The sequence below is a fragment of the Bradyrhizobium sp. USDA 4510 genome (genome assembly GCF_054059095.1).
Window position 1 is genome coordinate 3,272,088 of the sequence record NZ_JBSSBT010000001.1, and the last position, 22,776, is coordinate 3,294,863.

General features: G+C 65.1%; 21 protein-coding genes. 10 read left to right on the forward strand and 11 right to left on the reverse strand.

Annotation, left to right across the window (positions count from 1 at the left end; all coding sequences use genetic code 11):
• The first annotated feature begins 122 nt into the window (after window positions 1–122).
• From ACVMDN_RS14735 to gmk, 5 genes are all read left to right on the forward strand, one after another.
• Entirely contained in the window at window positions 123–362 is a 240-nt protein-coding gene (locus ACVMDN_RS14735) for an acyl carrier protein (RefSeq protein ID WP_002716125.1), read from the forward strand.
• A 96-nt stretch (window positions 363–458) separates the two neighbouring features.
• Entirely contained in the window at window positions 459–1,724 is a 1,266-nt protein-coding gene (gene fabF, locus ACVMDN_RS14740; RefSeq protein ID WP_092088244.1) for a beta-ketoacyl-ACP synthase II, read from the forward strand.
• A gap of 226 nt (window positions 1,725–1,950) precedes the next feature.
• Complete coding sequence (mltG, locus tag ACVMDN_RS14745) at window positions 1,951–3,201, forward strand: endolytic transglycosylase MltG (RefSeq protein WP_076831963.1); 1,251 nt, start codon at window positions 1,951–1,953, stop codon at window positions 3,199–3,201.
• A 212-nt stretch (window positions 3,202–3,413) separates the two neighbouring features.
• The gene (locus ACVMDN_RS14750; RefSeq protein WP_141343071.1) at window positions 3,414–4,301 is read left to right on the forward strand and encodes a YicC/YloC family endoribonuclease; all 888 of its coding nucleotides are present in this window, start codon (window positions 3,414–3,416) and stop codon (window positions 4,299–4,301) included.
• A gap of 3 nt (window positions 4,302–4,304) precedes the next feature.
• Window positions 4,305–4,958, forward strand: a complete 654-nt coding sequence (gene gmk, locus ACVMDN_RS14755; protein WP_076832200.1) for a guanylate kinase — start codon at window positions 4,305–4,307, stop codon at window positions 4,956–4,958.
• 59 nt (window positions 4,959–5,017) lie between these two features.
• Here gmk and ACVMDN_RS14760 read toward each other — a convergent pair whose 3' ends face one another.
• The 8 genes from ACVMDN_RS14760 to lptF all read right to left on the reverse strand — a co-directional run bounded on the left by ACVMDN_RS14760 (window position 5,018) and on the right by lptF (window position 15,163).
• Window positions 5,018–6,124, reverse strand: coding sequence for a hypothetical protein (locus tag ACVMDN_RS14760; protein ID WP_456835117.1), 1,107 nt, complete (start codon window positions 6,122–6,124; stop codon window positions 5,018–5,020).
• 291 nt (window positions 6,125–6,415) lie between these two features.
• Window positions 6,416–7,474, reverse strand: coding sequence for an alcohol dehydrogenase (locus tag ACVMDN_RS14765; RefSeq protein WP_028344804.1), 1,059 nt, complete (start codon window positions 7,472–7,474; stop codon window positions 6,416–6,418).
• A gap of 19 nt (window positions 7,475–7,493) precedes the next feature.
• Window positions 7,494–8,348: a 16S rRNA (adenine(1518)-N(6)/adenine(1519)-N(6))-dimethyltransferase RsmA gene (rsmA, locus tag ACVMDN_RS14770; protein ID WP_057019884.1), complete on the reverse strand. Its 855-nt coding sequence runs from the start codon at window positions 8,346–8,348 to the stop codon at window positions 7,494–7,496.
• The gene (gene pdxA / locus ACVMDN_RS14775; RefSeq protein WP_456827498.1) at window positions 8,349–9,350 is read right to left on the reverse strand and encodes a 4-hydroxythreonine-4-phosphate dehydrogenase PdxA; all 1,002 of its coding nucleotides are present in this window, start codon (window positions 9,348–9,350) and stop codon (window positions 8,349–8,351) included.
• Between the two features lie 17 nt (window positions 9,351–9,367).
• Entirely contained in the window at window positions 9,368–10,315 is a 948-nt protein-coding gene (locus ACVMDN_RS14780; protein WP_456827499.1) for a SurA N-terminal domain-containing protein, read from the reverse strand.
• 86 nt (window positions 10,316–10,401) lie between these two features.
• On the reverse strand, window positions 10,402–12,825 hold the full coding sequence (locus ACVMDN_RS14785) for an LPS-assembly protein LptD (RefSeq protein WP_456827500.1): 2,424 nt from the start codon (window positions 12,823–12,825) through the stop codon (window positions 10,402–10,404).
• A 77-nt stretch (window positions 12,826–12,902) separates the two neighbouring features.
• Window positions 12,903–14,000: an LPS export ABC transporter permease LptG gene (lptG, locus tag ACVMDN_RS14790; RefSeq protein ID WP_028335173.1), complete on the reverse strand. Its 1,098-nt coding sequence runs from the start codon at window positions 13,998–14,000 to the stop codon at window positions 12,903–12,905.
• Window positions 13,997–15,163, reverse strand: a complete 1,167-nt coding sequence (gene lptF, locus ACVMDN_RS14795) for an LPS export ABC transporter permease LptF (protein WP_028335174.1) — start codon at window positions 15,161–15,163, stop codon at window positions 13,997–13,999. The genes lptG and lptF overlap by 4 nt, the downstream gene beginning before the upstream one ends.
• A gap of 370 nt (window positions 15,164–15,533) precedes the next feature.
• Here lptF and ACVMDN_RS14800 point away from each other — a divergent pair, with 370 nt between their 5' ends.
• From ACVMDN_RS14800 to ACVMDN_RS14810, 3 genes are all read left to right on the forward strand, one after another.
• The gene (locus ACVMDN_RS14800) at window positions 15,534–17,036 is read left to right on the forward strand and encodes a leucyl aminopeptidase (RefSeq protein ID WP_310884763.1); all 1,503 of its coding nucleotides are present in this window, start codon (window positions 15,534–15,536) and stop codon (window positions 17,034–17,036) included.
• 15 nt (window positions 17,037–17,051) lie between these two features.
• Window positions 17,052–17,504 carry a DNA polymerase III subunit chi gene (locus ACVMDN_RS14805; protein WP_456827501.1) on the forward strand — a complete coding sequence of 151 codons (453 nt, stop codon included), beginning with the start codon at window positions 17,052–17,054 and terminating at the stop codon, window positions 17,502–17,504.
• Window positions 17,505–17,604: 100 nt separating this feature from the next.
• Window positions 17,605–18,159, forward strand: coding sequence for a hypothetical protein (locus ACVMDN_RS14810; protein ID WP_083715152.1), 555 nt, complete (start codon window positions 17,605–17,607; stop codon window positions 18,157–18,159).
• Between the two features lie 269 nt (window positions 18,160–18,428).
• Here the strand turns inward: ACVMDN_RS14810 and ACVMDN_RS14815 are convergent, their stop codons facing one another.
• The 3 genes from ACVMDN_RS14815 to ACVMDN_RS14825 all read right to left on the reverse strand — a co-directional run bounded on the left by ACVMDN_RS14815 (window position 18,429) and on the right by ACVMDN_RS14825 (window position 21,055).
• A complete protein-coding gene (locus tag ACVMDN_RS14815) occupies window positions 18,429–20,291 on the reverse strand; it encodes an ABC-F family ATP-binding cassette domain-containing protein (RefSeq protein ID WP_456827502.1) in 1,863 nt (620 codons plus the stop codon).
• 107 nt (window positions 20,292–20,398) lie between these two features.
• Window positions 20,399–20,569 carry a hypothetical protein gene (locus ACVMDN_RS14820; RefSeq protein WP_167350433.1) on the reverse strand — a complete coding sequence of 57 codons (171 nt, stop codon included), beginning with the start codon at window positions 20,567–20,569 and terminating at the stop codon, window positions 20,399–20,401.
• A 222-nt stretch (window positions 20,570–20,791) separates the two neighbouring features.
• A complete protein-coding gene (locus ACVMDN_RS14825; RefSeq protein WP_018271306.1) occupies window positions 20,792–21,055 on the reverse strand; it encodes a hypothetical protein in 264 nt (87 codons plus the stop codon).
• A gap of 346 nt (window positions 21,056–21,401) precedes the next feature.
• On the opposite strand from ACVMDN_RS14825, the gene ndk reads away from it, so the two are divergent.
• Together ndk and ACVMDN_RS14835 are read left to right on the forward strand one after the other, a co-directional pair.
• On the forward strand, window positions 21,402–21,824 hold the full coding sequence (ndk, locus tag ACVMDN_RS14830; RefSeq protein WP_016847423.1) for a nucleoside-diphosphate kinase: 423 nt from the start codon (window positions 21,402–21,404) through the stop codon (window positions 21,822–21,824).
• 112 nt (window positions 21,825–21,936) lie between these two features.
• On the forward strand, window positions 21,937–22,776 hold the full coding sequence (locus tag ACVMDN_RS14835) for a TerC family protein (RefSeq protein ID WP_076831988.1): 840 nt from the start codon (window positions 21,937–21,939) through the stop codon (window positions 22,774–22,776).

Genomic DNA, 22,776 nt, shown 5'->3' on the forward strand with positions numbered 1-22,776 from the left:
GCCGGGGCTTTAATCGGCTACGACCGGGCCGAATCAAGACTATGCGCGACTGAGTAATCGAGACGACCACGATGGCTCGTATCGTCTTGGGGTCGGGTCCAATGGAACAACGAGGTTGAACGATGAGTGAGATTGGCGAGCGGGTTAAGAAGATTGTGGTCGAGCACCTTGGTGTCGAACCCGAGAAGGTGGTCGATAGCGCGAGCTTCATCGATGACCTCGGCGCCGACAGCCTCGACACCGTCGAGCTCGTGATGGCATTCGAAGAAGAATTCGGTTGCGAGATTCCCGACGACGCGGCGGAGACGATTCTGACCGTTGGCGACGCGACCAAGTTTCTCGAGAAGAACGCGAAGAGCTGACGCCGATCGCGAAGTTGACGGGGCCGGACGGACCGTGATCGAGCGGTCCCCCGGCTTCTTATTATCAGCCGCGCATTGCTGGCCGGAGAGGTGGAAATGAGACGAGTTGTCGTCACGGGGCTGGGCATGCTTACACCGCTCGGCTGCGGCGTTGACGCAACTTGGGCGCGCATCCTCGCCGGAGACAGCGGCGGCAAGAAGATCGACACGTTCGACGTGTCCGACCTGCCGAGCCAGGTCGCCTGCTACATTCCGCGCGGCGACGGCACTGGCGGCACCTTCAATCCCGATCAGTGGATGGAGCCGAAGGACCAGCGCAAGGTCGACGACTTCATCGTCTATGCGATGTGCGCGGCCAAGCAGGCGCTGGACGATGCCGACTGGCATCCGAAGTCGGATGAGGACCAGTTCGCCACCGGCACGATGATCGGCTCCGGCATCGGCGGCCTCACCGGCATTGCCGAGACTGCGGTGCTGCTGAAGGAGCGCGGACCGCGCAGGGTCTCTCCGTTCTTCATTCCGGGCCGCCTGATCAATCTGGCCTCCGGCTATGTCTCGATCGAGCACGGCCTGAAGGGGCCCAATCATGCGGTGGTCACGGCGTGCTCGACCGGCGCGCATGCGGTCGGCGACGCGGCGCGGCTGATCGCGCTCGGCGACGCCGAGGTGATGGTCGCCGGCGGCGCCGAATCGCCGATCTCGCGCATCGGCATCGCCGGCTTCTGCGCGGCGCGTGCGCTGTCCACCGGCTTCAACGAGACCCCGGAAAAGGCATCGCGGCCGTACGACAAGGATCGCGACGGCTTCGTGATGGGCGAGGGCGCCGGCGTCCTCGTGCTCGAGGAATACGAGCACGCGAAGCGCCGCGGCGCGAAGATCTATGCCGAGGTCACCGGCTATGGCCTGTCGGGCGATGCCTTCCACATCACCTCGCCGCCGCCGGACGGCAATGGCGGCTTCCGCAGCATGACCATGGCGCTGAAGCGCGCCGGCCTCGCGGCATCCGACCTCGACTACATCAATGCGCACGGCACCTCGACGCAGGTCGGCGACGAGATCGAGCTCGGCGCGGTCGAGCGTCTGCTCGGCAATGCGGCCTCGAAGGTTTCGATGTCGTCGACCAAGTCCGCGACCGGACATCTGCTCGGTGCGGCCGGCGCGATCGAGGCGATCTTCGCGATCCTGGCGATTCGCGATAACGTGGTGCCGCCGACCATCAATCTCGACAACCCATCGGTGCAAACGGCGATCGATCTTGTGCCGCATACGTCGCGCAAGCGTGACGTCAATGTGGCGCTGTCCAATTCCTTCGGTTTCGGTGGCACAAACGCTTCCGTGATCGTGCAGCGCGTGACCAATTAGTAGGTCGTTAGAGCGTTTTCGAGCGAAGTGGGTGCCGGTTCGCGTGAAGAAAACGCGTCGAAAAAGAGAATCCAAAGTCCCGTTTCGATTCGATCGGAACGGGACTTTAGAACTAGTCCACCGTTTTGCCGTATTCCGCGGTGACTCCTAATAGCGGGCGTATGCTATTGGCAGGGCAGGGGTTTGTCCGGCCACGATTCAACCGGCAGGATATTGGTTTGCATCGATGAGTGAGAGGCCGCCCATTTCACCGAGGAGTCCACGCGCCGCGCTGGAGCCCGAACAGCTTCCGCCGCCGCCCAAGCGCTCGGATCGCGCCCGCAATCCCTTCGTGATCGTCGGCAATGCCATCTTCACCATCCTGATCATCCTGATGATCGGCGCCGGCGCGACGTATTACTACGGCAAGCAGGCGCTGGAATCGCCGGGACCGCTGCAGGAAGACAAGATCGTCAACATCCCGGCGCGCGCCGGCAAGCGTGACATCGCCGACGTGCTCTCGCGTGAGGGCGTGATCAACGTCAATCCATGGGTCTTCATCGGCGGCGTGTTCGCGCTGAAGGCAAGCTCCGATCTCAAGCCCGGCGAATATTCGTTCCAGAAGAATGCCAGCCTGCGCGACGTCATCGCCACCATCGTCGACGGCAAAGTGGTGCAGCACGCCATCACGATACCGGAAGGTCTGACTTCGGAGCAGATCGTGACGCGGCTCTCCGACAACGACATCTTCACCGGCTCGGTGCGCGAGATCCCGCGCGAGGGCACGCTGCTGCCGGAGACCTACAAATTCCCGCGCGGCACCACGCGCGACCAGGTGATCCAGCGCCTGCAGCAGGCGCAGAAGCGCGTGCTCGCCGAAATCTGGGAACGCCGCAACACCGACACGCCGCTGAAATCGCCGGACCAGCTGGTCACGCTGGCCTCGATCGTCGAGAAGGAAACCGGCCGCGCCGACGAGCGCAGCCGCGTCGCCGCCGTGTTCGTGAACCGCCTGCGCCAGCGGATGAAGCTGCAGTCCGATCCGACCATCATCTACGGACTGGTGGGCGGCAAGGGAACGCTGGGCCGTCCGATCAAGCGCAGCGAAATCACGCAGCCGTCGCCCTACAACACCTATGTGATCGACGGCCTGCCGCCCGGACCGATCGCCAATCCCGGCCGCGCCTCGCTGGAGGCGACCGCCAACCCGGCGCGCACCCGCGACCTGTTCTTCGTCGCTGACGGAACCGGCGGCCACGCCTTCACCGAAACCTACGACCAGCACGCGAAGAACGTCGCCAAGCTGCGCGCGTCGGAAAAGCAGATCCAGAACGACACCGTCGAGCCCGCGGATGATCCGGCGCCCGCCGCCGCGACGCCCGGCGCCGACACCAATCCCACGGCGACGACGCCGAAGCCCACCAATCAAAAGAAGCCGCCGCGCGGTCGGCAGGGCGCAGCCCAACAGACCAATTCCCCGCCGGTGGTGCAGCGCTAAAGCGCGATCGTCATCGCGCTTTAGCTTCTTGTTTGAGCATGATCTTTCGGAAAACCGCCACACACTTTTCCGGATCATGCTGTAGCTCTGCATTTTCCGGTGGTGGAACGTAATTCCACTTTCACGGAATCCGTTTTAAGGTCGCACCGGCTCCCCACGAGTCTCGCAGGCTCCGGGTGAGTCCCATATCCTTCTGTTGGAGAGTTCACGCGATGGCGCTGTCGAGCATGACTGGCTTTGCCCGAAGCCATGGCGCAAGCGGTCCCTATACGTTCGAGTGGGAGCTGAAATCGGTCAATGCCAAGGGCTTTGACCTGCGGTTGCGGCTTCCGCCGGGCTGGGACGAACTGGAAGCGCTTGCCAAGAAGCGGGCCGGCGAGCTGCTGTCGCGCGGCACGGTCTACGCCAATCTCAGCGTCAAGCGCACCGACGCGGCGCAGACGATCCGGATCAATGAGGACGTGCTCGCCGCCGTGGTGAAGGTCGCCGGCACGCTCGCGCAGCGGATCGACGCGGTGGCGCCGAGCATCGACGGACTGCTCGGCATCAAGGGCGTCATTGAGGTGGTCGAGCCTGAGAGCAACGAGGACGAGGACAAGGCGGCGCGTGAGGCGGCGGCGATGGCCTTCGAGCAGGCGCTCGGCAGCCTTGTCGAGATGCGCCGCCGCGAGGGCGATGCGCTGGGGCAGATCCTGATGCAGCGGATGGACGAGGTCGAGCGGCTCGCCAGGCGCGCCGAGACCGCTCCCGGCCGCAAGCCCGAGGCGATCAAGGCGCGGCTGGCCGAGCAGATCGCGGCCCTGCTCGAGACGTCCGACCGCTTCGATGCCGACCGCCTGAACCAGGAGGCGATCCTGATCGCCACCAAAGCCGACATCCGCGAGGAGCTCGACCGCATCGCCTCGCACATCGCCCAGGCGCGCGAGATGATCGGCAAGGGCGGTCCGGTCGGGCGCCGGCTCGACTTCCTCGCCCAGGAATTCAATCGCGAGGTAAACACCTGCTGCTCGAAGTCGAACGACGTCGAGCTGACCAACACCGGGCTTGAAATGAAGAACGTGGTCGAGCAGTTCCGCGAACAGGTCCAGAATCTGGAGTGAATGATGACGGCGCAGGGTTTTGACGGCGTTGAGCGGCGCGGACTGATGTTCGTCCTGTCGTCGCCGTCGGGCGCCGGCAAGACGACGCTGTCTCGCATGCTGCTTGAACGCGAGCCGGGCCTGAAGATGTCGGTGTCGGCGACCACGCGGCCGATGCGGCCGGGCGAGGTCGAGGGCCGCGACTATTTCTTCGTCGACAAGAAGAAATTCGAGAAGATGGTCGAGCAGGGTGAACTGCTCGAATGGGCCACCGTATTCGACAACCGCTACGGCACGCCGAGTGCGCCGGTCGAGGCCGCCCTAGCGGTGGGGCAGGATGTTCTGTTCGATATCGACTGGCAGGGCACGCAACAGCTCCACCAGAAAGCCAGCGCCGATGTGGTGCGGGTGTTCATCCTGCCGCCGTCGGCCGCCGATCTCGAGAGGCGGCTGCATACCCGGGCGCAGGATTCGGAAGAGGTCATCCGCGGACGGATGAGCCGCGCCAGTCATGAGCTGAGCCATTGGGCGGAATACGACTACATCGTCGTCAACCACAACGTCGACGATGCCTTTGCCGAGGTGCAGTCGATCCTGAAGGCCGAGCGCCTCAAGCGCGAGCGCCGCACCGGCCTTACCGAATTCGTGCGCGGCCTGCAGCGTCAGCTCGAGAAGTAGCGCGTTGCGGACGTGATGCGAGCGCATCACGTCCGTTTGCATTTTTTCCTAAGCGGACCTTAGTTCGTCGCGCTGCGCGCAAGCCGCTGCAGCATTGCGGCGATCTGCTTGTTGTCCTGCTCCCTTTGATCCCGATCACGCGCAGTCTCGCGACGTGGAGCAGGCTTCTCGGCGCGGCGTGGAGCGGGCGTCTCCGCGCGACGTGGAGCGGGCGTCTCCGCACGGCGCGGAGCGGGCGTCTCGGCGCGGCGCGGCGCAGCCTCGGACAGCCGCAGCGGACGATCCCGGCTGACAACTGCCATCGGGGGCGCCGGCTCGGTGTGCAGCGAATCCCACGGCGCCTGCCACTCATCCTCGGTCTCGTAAGGCGGCGTACGCGTGCGGGTCAGCCGGAAAACCAGCGTGCTGACCAGGCCGGCCAGCGCCAGGGCTCCAACCATCACGATCAGCAGCATCTGCGTCGACGACGGTGACTTCTCCACGGACGCTTCGGCCGTGGCGGGGGCGGCAGGCGCCGGCGCGGCCGCCGGTTGCGGCGTCGTGTCTGCCTGCGCAACCGCGGTCGGCTGGTCTGCGGCGCGTCTGGTTCCGTTGGTTCCGGCCATGCTCGATGCATCCAGCCATCTGGCGTTCACGTCGGACGGCTGCGCGTTGGTACCGGTGGGCGTGGCTGCCGGGTCGAGCGTCGCTGCCGTTCCGCCGGCCTGGCCGGCGTCGGCGCTTGGCGCAGGTACGGCTGCGACCTGGGGCGAGGGCCATTCGGCATGGGCATCGGCGACTGATCTGCGCATCGCCGGCTGCTGCGGCGCGGGCTGGCTCTGCGGCGTCGGCTGGCTCTGTGGCGGCGTCGCGTCGGCCGTTGTGGTATCGGGCGCTGCTGCCGCTGGCGGCTGCTGCGTGCTCGTCGTCGCCGTCTTGGCGGCCTTGTTCTTGGCCTCGTTCTTGGCCTCGCCGAGATACCAGCACTTCTTCTTGCTGCGATCGAGATGGTAGAACCAGTGGCTTCCCGCAGGCGCGGTTCCCTTGGGCGCGGCCAGGCAGGTGTCCGCCGTGTTGTTGGTGCTATTGGCCGTATTGGCGGCGGTCTGGGCCATGGCGCTGCAACTGGCGCCGGCCAGGATGCTGGCGGCAAGCGCCGCAGCGAATTTCGCTGAACGATTTGACATACGCGTCCCCGGTATCTCTTTTTTAACGCAAACGCTGGAGATCCCAATCTCGGCAAAGAGTTGGGTCGCAATGCGCCGCAAATCCGGAACGGGTGGGGCTTAATTGGGGCTCGCGGCGTGCCGCAATTGCGGCGAGCCCGAGGCCGCGGAACGTGAACCGAACGATGGCTTGGTTCGACCGTCAGGTTCCATCGGAGCGGCCGCGTCCCGCTGGCGGTAGCAGCACCGGCGGGACGTCATGTCTCAGCGTGATCTTTCGGAAAACCGCGTCACGCTCTTCCGGATCATGCTCTAGTTCTTCAGGACGATGCGTCCGACGACCTTGCCGGCGCGCAGCTCGTCGATCCATTTCTGGACGTCGGCCATCGGCTCTTCCTTCATCGGCGTCGGCTTGATCTTGCCGGCGCGGGCGAGCGCCATCAATTCCTGACCTTCGGCCAGCGTGCCGACCATGAAGCCTTCGATGGTCATGCGCTTGTACACCCACTGCACCATCGGCAGCGTGAATTGGCCGCCCATCAGGCCGGACACCACGATCTTGCCGCCGCGCGCGACCGTCGACACCGCAAACGCCATCGACTTCTCGTTGCCGGCAAAGTCGACGACGCCGTCGAAGCCGCCGTCGCTCTCCTTCAGCATGCGCTTGACGACATCGGGCTCTGCCGGGTCATAGGCGGCCGCCGCGCCGTTTTTCAGCGCGGTCTCGCGCGCCGCGGGGCTGAGATCGGCAACCGTGATCGGCTGCTTGAACATCGCCTGCGCGAATGACAGGCCCATCATGCCGACGCCGCCAAGGCCGATCAGCAGCAAATTGCGTTGGCGCGGACGATCGACCAGGCGCTTCAGCGCGCCATAGGCGGTGACACCGGAGCACATCAGGGTGGCGGCCTGGTTGACCGGCAGCGGATCGTAATCGAGCAGGTATTTTGCGTCGGGCACCAGCACGTGGGTGGCGAAGCCGCCGTCGATCGAGACGCCGAGGAAGCGCTGCTTGACGCAGAGGTTCTCGTCGCCGGCGAGGCAGTCGCGGCACTGGCCGCAGCCGATCCAGGGGAAGACGGCCTTCTTCGTCCCGATCAGATCCTTCGGCGCATCGGGGCCGACCTCGTCGACCACGCCCGCGATCTCATGGCCGAGCGTGAAGGGCAGGGTCATGCCGCGGGTGGTGTCGAGCTTCTTGCCGCCGCCGAGATCGGCGTAGCCGTCCTGGATGTGGAGATCGGAATGGCACAGGCCGCAGCGCTCGATGCGCACCAGCACTTCGCGTCCCTGGGGCTTCGGCGTGTCGACGATGGTTTCGCACAGCGGTGCATCGAATTTGACGAGGGATTGGCGAACCATACGCGCCATTACGTTTTCTCCTGTTGTTCTATTTTGTGGCCCGTATATCGGCCAATTCCCGGGCCATGGCAACAAAGCCCGCGACCGGAATGGTTTCGGCGCGCCGTGTCGCGTCGATATCGGCTGCGGCAGCAAGCCGCGCCGGATCGACCGACAGCGATTTCAAACTCTGGCGCAGCATCTTGCGGCGCTGGCCGAAGGCGGCGGCTGCGACCTGCTCGAGCATGCGGCGGTCGCACGGCTCGGGCGCGGCGCGCGGTATCAATCGTACCACCGAGGACGTGACCTTCGGTTGCGGCACGAAGGCCGCGGGCGAGATGTCAAACAGGATCTTGGTCTCGGCGCGCCAGTTGGCGAGCACCGCGAGCCGGCCATACGCCTCCTCGTCCTCATGGGCGACGATGCGCTCGGCGACCTCGCGCTGGAACATCAGGACCATCATGTCGTACCAGGGCGGCCACGGCTCGATCGACAGCCAGTCGACCAGCAGCTGGGTCGCGATGTTGTAGGGCAGGTTGGCGACGATCTTGGCCTTGGCGCCATCGAGCAAGGGACGCGGGTCAAAGCGCTGCGCGTCGCCATGCACGATCTCGATGCGGCCGGGATAGCGCTTGGCGATATAGTCGAGCGCAGCCAGCGCCCGCTCGTCGCGCTCGATGGCGATCACGCGCTTGGCACCCAGCGCAAGCAGCGCGCGCGTCAAGCCGCCGGGACCGGGGCCGACCTCGATCACGGTGGAGTCTTCCAGCGGGCCCGCGGCGCGGGCAATGCGCGCGGTGAGGTTGAGATCGAGCAGAAAATTCTGGCCGAGCGATTTGCGCGCCGACAGCGAATGCTCGCGAATGACGTCGCGCAGCGGCGGCAGATCGTCGATCGTGCTCACTTAGCTTGATGCCGCGGCCATGCGCGCGGCGAGCCGGAGGGCGGCGATCAGGCTCGACGGATTGGCCTTGCCGGTGCCGGCGATATCGAATGCGGTGCCGTGATCGGGCGAGGTCCGGATGAAGGGCAGCCCCAGCGTGACGTTGACGGCGTCCTCGAACGCGACGGTCTTGATCGGGATCAGCGCCTGGTCGTGATACATGCAGATCGCGCAGTCGTAGGTCTTGCGCGCGGCTGCGTGGAACATGGTGTCGGCCGGCAGCGGGCCTCGGACGGCAATGCCGTCGCGGCGCAGGATCTCGACCGCGGGCGCGACGATCTCGACGTCTTCCATGCCGAGCGTGCCGTCTTCGCCGGCATGCGGATTGAGGCCGGCAATGGCGAGCCGCGGCGCTGCGAGGCCGAACCGCGCCTTCATGTCCGCGACCACGATCCGCGCGGTCGACACGATCAGGTCGGTCGTCAATTGCGCCAGCGCCTCGCGGACCGACACATGGATCGTCACCGGGACAACGGCGAGCGCCGGTGACCACAGCATCATCACCGGCTGCGGCGCGCGCCCGCCGCTTGCGGCAAGCTCGGCCAAGAACTCTGTATGGCCGGGATGTCGGAAGCCGGCGCGGTACAGCACGTTCTTGGCGATCGGATTGGTGACGACGGCGCTGGCCTTGCCGGCGGCGACATCGGCGACGGCCTGCCGGATCGATGCCAGCGCCGCATCGGCACTCGTGCCGTCGGGCTGGCCCGGTCGCGCCGTCGCTGTCTTGCCGGTCGCAACCACGGGGAGGGCGCGTGCGAACGTCGCGGATGCCTCCGCGGCGCTGACCTCGGCCAACTCGACGGCAAGCCCGAGCGCCTTGGCGCGTTCGGCAAGCGCGGCGCGGTCGCCGAGCAGATAGAACGGCGGGAGATCGAGTTCGCGGCGGCGCAGCCATGCGGCGAGCGTGATGTCGGGGCCGATGCCTGCGGGCTCGCCGGATGTCAGTGCGAGAGGTTGAGCCATGCGTCAACGATAGTCGATCATCGCCCGCCTGGATATTCGATCATCGCGGCTTTTCGGACTTCCTGCAGGTAGGCCTTCGACTTCGCCTCGTACTTCTGCACGTACATCTTGTCGCGCATCTCGCGCTTCTTCGGCGTGTCGACGGTGGTTGCCTTCCTGCCGCAGAGGGCGACCATTTCGACGCCCTGCTTGGTGACCTCGGGAGGGGTGAGGTGGCCGACCGGGGTCTTGTCCAGGATGTCGCGCAGCGACTGCGGCAGGTCAGCCGAGGTCTTCACGACGATCTCGCGGATCGCGGCGTTGCGCATCGACTTGAAGAAGGTGTTGGCTTCCTCGCAACTGGTGACGCGCTCGCGCAGGCTGTCCGCTTCCTTGCGGCGCCCCTCGAACTCCGACTGCGGCGCGCCGCGGGGCACGATCAGAACGACCGGCTGCATCCTGTATTCGAACGCCTCGGCCTCAGCCGCCCCTCCGGTCTCCTTGACCGCGTTGGCCACGTCCTTTTCGCCAACCTGCAGGCTTTCCTTGAAGCGGCCGCGGACCAGGCTGGTCCAGACCATGTCGGCCCTGATGCGTTGCTTCAGCGTATCCGGGCGGATGCCCTTGCCCTCGAGCACCTTGGTGAGCTGGTCGCCGGAAAGCCGCATCCGCTGCGCCATGCCGCCGAAGGACTGTTCGATATCGCCGGCGGAGGGGTCGACGCCGAACTTCTTGGCTTCCTTGATCTTCAGCTTCTCGTCGATCAGCTCGTCGAGGACGGTCTTCCGATCAGGCGTCTTGCCGCCGGTCAGAGCGTTCAGCTTGGCGCGCTGCTCGATGTCGTAATTGGTGATGGGCTCGCCATTGACCATCACGGCGATGGTCTGGGCATGCAGTCGCACACTGCCTCCCAGCAGAAGGAAAAGAGCCAGCAGGGAACTCAACACTAGCTGATAGCGGCGCGTTGGCAGGCTAGCGGTCGTCATTATCGTCATGTCAGCCGTTTAAACCAATTCAAGCCGGAGCCACAGGCCCGCAGGCAATCCAAGCCCCCCGCCAGACCGCTCGCTCGCTACTGCATGCCAGCCGAACTGCTGGACGTGGAGGTCTGCGCGATCGTCCGCAGCCCGATCTGGAACATGAACGCGTGGCTGAGGACGGGCGGCGTCGAGCCGGCCTGATAGGTATAGGACGTGACATAGTTGGCGGCCAGCACGAAGCAGTCGTCCACATAGCCCGCGCCGAACGCGTACTGGTTGATTTTGTTCGCTTCAAGGTCCCAGCGCGCCGCGCCCTGAACCACCCAGTTCGCCGCCACCTTGACCGATCCGCTGGCGAGGATGCCTTCGCGGCGCGTCAAATAGCCAAGCTCCGGCTGCGCGGCATAGTCGCCGTACATCAGGCTGACCGACCAGCGGTCGAAGTTCGCGCTGGCCTGGGCCTCGAACCGGTTGATGTTCCAGGTCGCCTCGTCCATCCGCGAGCGGACGCTGAACGTGTAGGTGCGGTTCGGCGAGTAGGCGAGGCTTGCGACATAATCCGAACGCGGGTTCTGCAGGCCGGAATCTATGCCGGTGTTGGTGACGTCCGCGACCGCGAACGAGTTCAACCCGAACATCTGGTAGGACTGTCCGAACATCGCCTTGACGCTGCCGCCGCGATCGAACTGCGTGGTGGCCTGCACGCCGACATTGGCGCGGCTGCCGCCCTCAACGCGGTCGTAGCCGGAGAACTTGTCGACCGCGAACAGGTTCGAGGTATCGAACACCAGGCTCTGCGCGTCCTCGTTCGGAAGCTTGCCGGCGTCGGGTTCGTTGGGCCGGATGATGACCTGCGCGATCGGCTCGACGGTCGTCGTGCCCCACGGCTGCACGTTGATGAACGGGTAGCGGTATTCGAAGCCGACGGTCGGCATCAGGCGGACCGTCTGAGTGTCGCCGACCGGCAGGAAGTTGGAAACGCCCGGCTGGTTCGAGATGTCGGCGTTGATGGCGTCGGCGCGGACGCCGACGAACGGCGTCCAGATCTGGCCGAGCGGGTCGGTATAGGATTTACGCCACTGCGCCTCGGCGGTCAGCCTCGTGTAGGTGCCCGGCATGCCGCGCAGCAGGCACTGCGACGGCGTCCGCGCCATCGGATCAGCGGACGTGGTCGTGCACAACGGGTTAAGTGGGTTGGCGGCCTGTGCCGTGATCGGGTCGAACACCGCGGTTTCGCGGGTCAGGTTGGTGAAGTTCACCTTGTAGCTGAACTCGCCACCGAAGATCGGGCTGTTGATCACGTTGTTGTAGTCGATAACGGGCGCGACCACCGGAACCTGGTTCTGGTTGCCCGAGTAGCTGAGATAATAGATCGCGCGTGCGTCGAAGAAGCTGCGGTTGCCGACGCCGGTCAGATAGAGCTGCGAGATCGCCTCGGTCGGCAGCGACAGGAACGACCCGAACGGGTCCTTGTACTGGGCCAGCCGGTAATCGGACATGAAGTAGTAGTCGGACAGCAGCACGCCGTCCCAGCCCCAGGTCCACTTGTCGTTCAGCGCGAACTGACCCTTGGTCTCGATGCCGCCGCGGAACTGGCGGTCACCGGGCTGGCCCTTGAAAGCGTCCTGATCGAGTTGGTCGATGCCGTAGAGCCGGATCTGGTAAGCGCCGTTCGACAGACGCTGGCGGAATTCGCCTTGGAACAGCACGCCCTGCTTCGACGTGATGCGCGGATTGAACGTCGCGTCGAAGTCCGGCGCGAGCGCGAAGTAATAGGGGATTTCGACGCCGACGCCGAACGCCGAATAGGTGGTGAAGCCCGGCATCAGGAAGCCGCTCTTGCGCTTCACGGTCGGATCGGGCGTCGAGAAATAGGGCAGATACGCCATCGGAACGCCGAAGAATTCGAGCTGGGCGTTCTCGAAATAGAGCATCTTCTCGGTCTGGTTATGGATGATGCGCGCGCCCTTGACCTGCCAGAGCGGCGGCTTCTTCGGATCATCCTTACAGGGCGCGCAGGCGGTATAAACGCCGTTGTCGAACACCGTGTAATTGCCGCTGGACCGATCGGCGCGGGTCGCCGCCATGCGGGTCTGGTCTTCGGTGTCGACGCGCAGCGAATCGACGAACCCGTCGCGGTAGTCGTCGCTGAGATCAAGGATGTTGGCGTAGGTGATCTTGCCTTCCGCATCGGTCATGCGGATGTTGCCTTCGGCATGAAGACGCTTGGTCTTCTGATCGTAGATGACCTTGTCGGCCTCGACGCTGGTGCCGTTGTAGAACATCTGGACGTTGCCGACGGCCGAGATGCGCTGGTTGTTGTAGTCGTAATCGACCTCGGTCGCCTGAACCAGCATCTGCCCGTCATTCTTGGCCGGCGGGCGGGGCGGCTTCGGCGGACGCGGATTGTAGGTGAAGGCCTGCGCGGCAGCCGGCGTCGACGCGACAACGTCGAGCGCGCTGACCACGACGAACGCGGCGAGGAGAGCTGAGATCGAAACGCCAAACGCGGCCATGCGGCTCCGTTGACGGCGCAGGACACTGCGCCGCCCGAGAGCAGGCGACCTCAACTGGCGGGCGGCGACGATAGCCACTACCCGTCCTCCTGGTACAGCAAGGCTAAGAAACCGGTGAGGCTGCCCACAACGACAGGCAACCACGCCGCAGCGATGGGATGCATCAACTCAGCCTTGCTCAAATCTTCAGTTACTTTCGACAGCACGTAGAGCAGAAAGCCTGCGCCCACGCCACTCAAAACCATCTTCTGCACGCCGCCCATCCGAAAGAAGCGGAGGCTCACAGAAGCCGCCAACATCACCATCGCAGCCAGCAAAAACGGCTGTGCGATGAGCTTGTGATACTGCAAGCGATAGCCGGCCGTCGCGAACCCTGAGCTCTCCGACGAACGGATGTAGTTCGGCAGTTGCCAAAAGGACACAGTTTCCGGGGTGGAGAAACTGTTGCGCACCTGTGCCGGGGTAAGGGTGGTGGTCAGGTAGAAGGTGTCCTGATCCACCGGAGGCTTATCGAGGGTGAATCGGCGCACGCCCTTGAACACCCAACGGCCGTCTTCGAGCGCCGCTTCGCGCGCTTCGATTCGCTCCTTGAACTGGAGCGCCGTATCGAATCGAAACACGGTGAGGCCGGTCAGCCGCACGCCCTGCTGCTCGCTGCGCGCCGCATTGATGATCGCCTGACCCTCGTCGTTGATCTGGTTCAGCCAGAAGCCGGACGCGTCCTGAATGCCGCCGCCGGGCGCCGAGCCGAACAGCTCGGCTTCCATCCGTTTGGACAGCTCGCGCAGATTGGCCGATACTGGATTGTAGGCGGTGGTCGCGAAGATGCCGAGCATGATCGCACTGGCCAGCGCCGGCGAGATGAATTGCCAGGCCGAGACGCCGGCGGCGCGGGCCACGACGAGCTCCAGCCGACGCGACAAGGCGAGGTAGCAGGTCATGGCGCCGATCAGCACGCAGAACGGCATCAGCTTCTCGAGCAGCTGCGGCACCCGGAATAGCGAAGTTTCCGCGACCGTGATCGCGGAGGCCGAGACGAGGCCCGACGTCTTGCGCACCATCTCGATGTAGTCGACCAGCACGAGCAGCACGAAGATGCCCGCGAACACGCCCACCGCCGCGACCACGAAGCGGCCGGCGAAATAACGCCCGAGCGTGTTTGTGACCATGCTCATGCGGTTGCCGGCCTCCGGAAGAGGCGCGCAATGCGCTCGTTGTTCCTGTTGATCGCTTCCATCAGCCGCGGCGGCGGTTCGACGACCACGCCTCCGACGATCATCCAGATGCCGACGCCGATGCCGCCGAACAGCATCAGATACTGCACCAGCGCCGCGAGCGGCGTCTTCACCGCCATGACAGAGCAGGCGAACCCGACCATGCGCAGGCCGAACACCGCGAATACCGAGCCGCCGATCGAGAAATTGCGGCTCTGGCGCGTGGTGCGCGGCGCGCCGAGGAAGGCGAAGGTGAGGGCAGCGAACGCAAATGGATAGATCGGCGCCATGAAGCGATCATGCAGCTCCGCGAAGAACTGGCCCGACAGCTGCTGATAGGTCTTGTCTTCCTCGTCCGGCCACATCAGCTCCCAGAGATAGCGCTCGCGAATCCCGAGCGTGACGTCGCGGCCCTGCGAGAATTTCGACATGTCAAAGGCGTAACGGGCGAACGCGACCAGCGCCGGATCACGCTTGCCAACCTCGAACCGTTGCAGATTGCCATCATAGAGCACGAGGTACGAGCCTCGGTCGGTCTTCTGCACGGTGCCGTGGTCGGCGATGATGGTGACGCGCTCCTGCGGATCGCGGCGATCGTCGACGAAGACGCCGCCGAGCACGCCGCCGGGCAGGCGCTCGCGGATCCGGATCGTCAAGTTCTGGTCGAGCTGGGCGAAGCGGCCGGGCTGCAGGATGTTGGTCAGCACGTCGGCGGTGATCTCGGCGTCCCACTGCTTGATTCGGCGCATGCCGTCGGGGGCGAGATAGGCGCCGATGAAGGCGACCAGCGCCGCCACCACGCAGGTGGCAAGGAAGAACGGCCGGAACAGCCGGATCGGCGAGAAGCCCGCCGCGTTCATGACGATGATTTCGGAATCGGTCGCGAGCTTGTTCAGCGTATGGGAGATCGCAATCATCAGCGCGATCGGGGCGATGATCAGCACCAGGGCGGGAATCACGAGACCGGTGATGCCAAGGAAGGTGAGGATGGTCTGACCCTGGCTGGTCATCAGGTCGATGCCGCGCAGCGCCTGCGTAATCCAGATCACGCCGGTGAGGCTGACCAGGACAAGCGCAAACGACGCCAGCGTCGTCTTAAAGATGTACTTGTCGATCGACCCCATCGCTACCGCACGACCCCCAAGGCCCCCTGCACGCAACCAAACGCACGGCTCTCGACCATCCCCGTCAACCCGGGTTCCCCTATGGTCGAGCCGCGGACCCGTCCGGCTCACTCTCTAGTCACTCTCTCACTACCATCCCTTTGATCCGTCAACAAAATGGCCGGGCCAAGGCACGCTTAATTTATGGTTAATTAATCGCTTTTGTGGCCTTCCGGCCACTCCGGCGCTTGGCAGCGGCGCAGCCGGCAGGTCATAGTGTATGACAAGCCCGGTCCGGACTGGTTCCGGACCGCCATCGCAATGCTCACCCCGCGTGCCGGAAGGACCGCCTCAGGTCCGAGCAACACCCTGAGTTCTGGAGGATTTTCCTATGTCCGACGCCGTCAAGGTCGGCTTTGTTCCGATCTCCGCGTCCGCTCGCGGTATTCTGGTGGTCTTTTGCGACGACCAATTGAAGCTGGGAGCCGCCACCCGGAAGGCGCTGGGAGTTGCCGCCGAGACGGTCAAGCGGGCCGCGGCCGCCAACCAGTTCAAGGGCAAGAGTGGGGCGGTCCTCGACATCCTGGCGCCGGAGGGAATCAAGGTCGAGCGGCTGATCGTGATCGGCACCGGCAAGGCGGCCGACCTCAAGGAGAAGGATTTTCTCAAGTTTGGCGGCGTGGCGGCCGGCAAGCTCAATGCCGGCAGCGGTTCGATGACCGTGGTCGCGGAACTGCCCGAAGCCGCGATGGCCGCCGGCCAGGCCGCCGCGATCGCCACCGGCATCCGTCTGCGCGCCTACAAGTTCGACCGCTACAAGACCAAGAAGAAAGACGGCGAGGACGGCGCCCTGCGGGCCGACGTCTCGATCGCCGTCGACGATGTTGCCGCCGCCAGGAAGGCCTACGCGCCTGAAGCGTCCGTCGTCGACGGTGTGTATTTGGCGCGTGAGCTCGTCAACGAGCCGCCGAACGTGCTGTATCCCGAGGAATTCGCACGCCGCGCCAGCCAGCTTCGCAAGCTCGGCGTCAGCGTCGAGGTGCTCGACGTCAAGGCGATGACCAAGCTCGGCATGGGCGCGCTGCTCGGCGTCGCGCAGGGATCGGCGCGACCCGGCCGCACCGTGATCATGCGCTGGAACGGCGGCAAGAAGAGCGAGGCGCCGGTCGCGTTCGTCGGCAAGGGCGTCTGCTTCGACACCGGCGGTATCTCCATCAAGTCGGCCGGCGGCATGGAGGATATGAAGGGTGACATGGGCGGTGCGGCCTGCGTGGTCGGGCTGATGCACGCGCTGGCGGCGCGCAAGGCCCGCGTCAATGCGGTCGGTGCCATCGGCCTTGTCGAGAACATGCCCGACGGCAATGCGCAGCGTCCGGGAGACATCGTCACCTCAATGTCCGGCCAGACCATCGAAATCATCAACACCGACGCCGAGGGACGCCTCGTGCTCGCCGACGTGCTCTGGTACGTCGCCAAGAAGTTCAAGCCGAAATTCATGGTCGATCTGGCCACGCTGACCGGCGCGATCATGGTCGCGCTCGGCACCGATCACGCCGGCATGTTCTCCAACAATGACGAGCTCGCCGAGCGGCTGGCCAAGGTCGGGCTCGAGACCGGCGAGAAGGTGTGGCGCATGCCGCTCGGTCCCGAATACGACAAGCAGATCGATTCGCAATTCGCCGACATGAAGAACACCGGCGGGCGCAACGGCGGCTCGATCACAGCAGCGCAATTCCTGCAGCGTTTCGTCGACGGCACGCCGTGGGCGCATCTCGACATCGCCGGCACCGCGATGGGCGCGCCGAAGACCGAGATCAATCAGAGCTGGGGTTCGGGTTATGGCGTCCGGCTGCTCGAGCGGCTGGTCTCCGACTATTATGAAGCCAGGAAATAGAGTGTCGGCCAGCGCATGACCGAGGTTCTGTTCTACCACCTGCAGAACATCACGCTGGAGAGCGTGCTGCCGCCGCTGCTCGAGAAGTCGCTCGAGCGCGGCTGGCGCGTGGTCGTGCAATCGACGTCACAGGACCGTGCCGAGACGCTCGACGCGCATCTGTGGACCTACAGTGACGATTCGTTCCTGCCGCACGCGACCTCGCGCGTCGCCGACGCGCAGGACCAGCCGATCATCCTGTCGATCGAGGAGAGCAATCCGAATCGGGCCAATGTCCGCTTCCTGGTCGATAATGCGGCGCTGCCGGCCGACTGCGACAGCTACGAGCGGGTGGTCCTCGTGTTCAACGGCGACGACCCCGACGCGGTGGCCTCGGCCAGGGAAAGCTGGACCGCTTGCAAGGCGCGCGGCTTCGAGGTCACCTATTGGCAGACCGACGAGCGGGGACGCTGGCAGCGGCGCCAATAGCGATAGCTACTAATTAATGATAATTCGACGTTTCTTGGGGCGGGCCACTGTCATGCCGCAAAGTGATGTTCGGACAAGCCCTTAGGTAAGGGTAGGAGCTTTGTCGATCGTGCGGGACGGAACATTCAGTCGGAAGTCGCTGCTGGCGTTGCTGGTGCTTGCACCGGGACTTGCCGGCTGTTCGGGCGCCGGATCCGACTTGTTTTCGCGCGATGCGGAATGGTTCTCGCGTCCCGGGCGGGTGTTCATCCGCAACATCTCGATCGAATCGCCGCCACTGACGCCGGACAAGCCGGTGACGAACGACGATCTCGTCAGTGCCGACGGCAGCTGTCCAGGCATGGCACCGCCGCCGGGCGCCACCGATGCCAACGCACAGGCCGGCGGTGCACCACCGCCGCAGCCAACGGGCGGCAGCGTTGCACTCGGCCACACTGAATGCGACGTCGTGCGCGGCATCGGCGCGCCCGACAGCGTCAACCTGTCCAGCGCTCCGGGCGGCGGGCGCGTTGCGGTCGTGACCTGGTCGCGCGGCGCGCGCGCCGGCATCTACACCTTTACCTCGGGGCGCCTGTCGTCCGTCGAGCGCGGCCCGGATCCCGTGCCCGAGCCGAAGCAGGCGAAGCCGAAGAAGAAAAAGACCTCGCACGGCTAGAGTGTTTTCGCCGCAGCGGCAGATCGATGCCTGTATGCGCGGGCATGACACCGGACGCGCGGACATCACACCGGACAGAATGAGAGCCTCGGCTCCCTCCACGGGTCGTCCCTGCCTAGTGCGCAATTGCGCACGGGAGCAGGGACCCATACGCCGCGGCGGATGTGGTTATGGGGACTCGTCGTTCGACGATCGTGCAGCAACGACCATCTGTGGTTATGGGTCCCTGCTTTCGCAGGGACGACATCGGATATGTGGCTCCGCCCGGTCTAACTCGCCGCTTCGTCGAGTTCGGCGCTGGCTTCCAGCCAGTCTTCCTCGGCGCGCTGTAGCGCGCTCTCGGCGCCGGCGCGCGCCTTGGTCAGTTGCGCGGCCTGCTTGGGGTCGCGGGTAAAAATATCGGGCAATGCGAGTGCGGTATCGATCTTGGCGATGATGGCGTTGATGCGCTCGATCTCGGCCTCAGCTTGCGCGACCCGCTGCCTGGGTGAAGCACGCTTCTCGTTGCGGATGCGCTCCGGCTTCGCGGCCTCCTTGACGCGCTCGCGCGAGGCCGGCCGGCCGTCATTGGCCGACAGGATCATGCGTCGATATTCGTCGAGATCGCCGTCATAGGCCGTGACGGTCTGGTTGGCCACGACCCACAGGCGGTCGGCGCAGGCCTCGATCAGATAGCGATCATGCGAGACCATGATGATGGCGCCGGGGAATTCGTTGATCGCCTCCGCGAGCGCCGCACGGCTGTCGATATCGAGGTGGTTGGTCGGCTCGTCCAGGATGATCATGTTCGGGCCGTAGAACGTGGCAAGCCCCAGCAGCAGCCGCGCCTTCTCGCCACCCGACAGGCTCCTCACCAGCGTGTCGCCGGCCTTGCCGGAGAAGCCGATCGCACCGACGCGGCCGCGCACCTTGCTCTCCGGCGCCTCCGGCATCAGCTTGCGGATGTGATCATAGGGCGAGCCGTCGAGATTGAGCTCGTCGACCTGGTGTTGGGCGAAATAGCCGACCGACAGCTTGTCGGCCCTCGTGATCCGGCCGGCAAACGGCGCGAGCTTGCCCGCCAGCAGCTTGACCAGCGTCGACTTGCCGTTGCCGTTGGCCCCTAACAGCGCGATGCGGTCGTCGGTATCGACGCGCAGCGTCACGCGATTGAGCACCGGCTTGCCGGGCTCGTAGCCGACCGAGACGTCATCGACCGCGATGATCGGCGGCGACAGCAGCTTCTCCGGCGCCGGGAACGAGATCTCATGAACATCCTGGGTCACCAGCGCGGTGATCGGCTTCATCCGCTCCAGCATCTTCACGCGCGACTGCGCCTGCCGCGCCTTCGAGGCCTTGGCCTTGAAGCGGTCGACGAAGTCCTGCAAGCGCTTGCGCTCATCGGCCTGCCGCTTGGCGTGCTTGGCGTCGAGCAATTCGCGCGCGGCGCGCTGGTCCTCGAACGAGGAATAGGTGCCCTTGTAGAGCGTCAGCCGGCCGCGATCGAGGTGCAGGATCTGATCGACCGAGGTGTCCAGCAGGTCGCGGTCGTGGCTGATCACGATCACGGTGCGCGGATAGTTGGCGAGGTGGTTCTCGAGCCACAAGGTGCCTTCGAGATCGAGATAGTTGGTCGGCTCGTCCAGCAGCAGGAGGTCGGGCGCGGAGAACAGCGTCGCCGCCAGCGCCACGCGCATGCGCCAGCCGCCGGAAAATTCCGCGCACGGCCGCGCCTGGTCTGATGTCGAGAAGCCGAGGCCGGAGAGGATCGCCGCGGCACGGGCGGGCGCGGAATGGGCGTCGATGTCGACCAGCCGGGTCTGGATTTCGGCAATCCGGTGCGGATCGTGCGCCGTCTCGGCCTCGCGCAGCAGCGCGTCGCGCTCGAGATCGGCCTTCAGCACGACGTTGATCAGGCTTTCGGGCCCGTCGGGCGCTTCTTGCGCGAGGCTGCCGATACGCCAGCGCGGCGGCAGCGCGATGCTGCCGCTCTCGGTCGGGATGTCGCCCCGGATGGCGTGAAACAGCGTCGATTTGCCGACGCCGTTGCGGCCGACAAATCCGACGCGGGCTCCGGGTACAATTTGCACCGAACTGTGATCGATCAACAGACGTCCGGCGATCCGGACCGAGATGTCAGTGATGGAGAGCATGCAGCGTTGTCACCGGACCCGCCGCCAAACGCAACCCCGTCTGTTCGTAAAATCTCTCCCGGAGCTGTTGCAAAAACGCAATTGGGCTGCTGGTCAGCCCTCAACATCTAATGGCGATCGCCTTCCCGTCGTTGCATCTCGTCGAGGAGTTGCTGCAGGCGAGACGAAAGTGCGGGCTCTGGCCGCATGCTTTGCTGAAGCCGTTCGCCTACGGCATCGCAGATGTAACGGCAGGTCTTGTGATCAATCTGATCGGCGTCCTTGTCGATCTTGCTCATTGTCATCGTCATGGCATGTCTCTTGGCGAGTTCCACCTCGCATGTTCGAGTAGCTCCTCGCCATGACAAGTCGCGACCCCGAATTTGGTTTCCGCGCCTTGCTCTCGCCTTGAGGTAGTGGGTCCCATATATGCCCGGGTTCCCCCGGCGGACCCGAAAAAAGCCCCGGCGCGAGGGCCGGGGCGAGAAGCAAGTCAGGGGAGCAGTCGTAGATTCGATGGATCAGTAGCAGCGGTTGACCAGGCGCCAGCGGGGCCCCCACGGGGTCGGCACCACGCGGCGCACGTAGCAGCCGCCGCCGTAGCCATAACCGCCGTAATAGGCCGGGCCGCCGACGATGACGCGCGGACCGCCCCACCAGCCGTGGTGCCATCCACCGTGCCAGCCGCCATGCCAACCACCCCACGCAGAAGCGGAGGTCGGGGCGAGCGCGGCGGCACCGAGCGAAACCGCGGCGACGGCGGCAAGCGAGAGTTTGCGTAACATGATCGTCTCCTCGAGGTATGGGCGCGCGCGACGCGCCCGCGGTGACATTTCCCGAGACGTCCTGTGAGGCTTGCGGATGGGGGGCCAGCAAGGCGTCCGATCGCTGCAGAGCCTATGTGACTTGAGCTGAACGGCAGCGGCACGGCGCTGACAGAATGGGTTCACCTAGGTGAAATCGCGGTAAGTTGGCCGAGCCGGCCGCTGTCCGGAGGGCGCCCTAACGACGGTTTTCGTCGTGAAAATGCGTCAAAACTAAAGGCTAACGCGTCACAGGGTCGCTTGCCGTTATCCCGTCGCGCCGATATAAGCCCCGGCAACTCCCAGCCAAGTTTACAAGGACGAAATCATGGCGATTGAACGCACCTTTTCGATCATCAAACCCGACGCCACCGAGCGCAACCTGACCGGCGCGGTCAATGCGGTGATCGAGAAGGCGGGCCTGCGGGTCGTGGCGCAGAAGCGCATCCGCATGACCCGCGGCCAGGCCGAGACCTTCTACGCCGTCCACAAGGCGCGTCCGTTCTTCGGCGAGCTGGTCGACTTCATGACTTCGGGCCCGGTTGTGGTCCAGGTGCTGGAAGGCGAGGGCGCTATCCTGAAATATCGCGACGTGATGGGCGCGACCGACCCGTCGAAGGCCGCTGAAGGCACCATCCGCAAGCTCTATGCGAAGTCGATCGGCGAGAACTCGGTGCACGGTTCGGATGCGCCGGAGACCGCGGTGATCGAGATCGCGCAGTTCTTCGCCGGCAACGAGATCGTCGGCTGACACCGTATTGCTGAAAGTGGCGCGGTCTCCCGAGGAGACCGCGTCGAAGTAGAACCGGGGAGCGGCGGACGACCGCCGCCAGGGGCGGCCGCAAGGCCGAATAGGACTCGCTGTGGACTGGCTGTGGCAGATCTTTGATCCGGCGTACATCGGCGCGTTCTTCACCGAATTCAAGAACGAGATGGCGACGCCGACGTTCTGGGTCGCCGTCGGCAAGATCATCTGGATCAACGTCCTGCTGTCGGGCGACAACGCGCTCGTGATCGCGCTCGCCTGCCGCGGGCTCGCGCCGCGCCAGCGCCTGTGGGGCATGATTCTCGGCGCCGCCGCGGCAGTGCTGCTGCGCGTCATCTTTACCGGCATCGTCGCCAGCCTGATGGAGCTTCCCTATTTGAAGCTGGTCGGCGGGCTGGCGCTGATCGTGATTGCCGCCAAGCTGCTGGTGCCGGAGCAGGAGGACGAGGACAGCGTGCACGCGGCCGCGCATCTGTGGGCCGCGGTTCAGATCGTCGTCGTCGCCGACATCGTGATGAGCCTCGACAATGTGATCGCGGTGGCCGCCGCCGCCAACGGCAGCGTGCCGCTGCTGGTGCTCGGACTTGCGATCAGCGTTCCCCTGATCGTTGCCGGCGCGGCGCTGATCATGGCGCTGCTCACCAAGCTGCCGGTCCTGGTCTGGGCCGGCGCCGCGCTGCTCGGCTGGATCGCGGGCGACGTCATCGCGACCGATCCCGCCGTGCATCCGAAGCTGGACGCGCTGTTCGCCGGACCGCTCGGTACCAAGCTCGATTCCTGGCTGACGTCGGTCGGGATGTCGCCGCAATTCGCCCATGGCGGCAATGGCGGCGAGATCGCGCTCGCGGTGCTCGGCATCATCGTGGTGCTGGTCGTGGGGTCGATCTGGCGCCGCCACGCACTCCGCAAGGCCAAGCACGCCGCCAAGGCGGCGTGA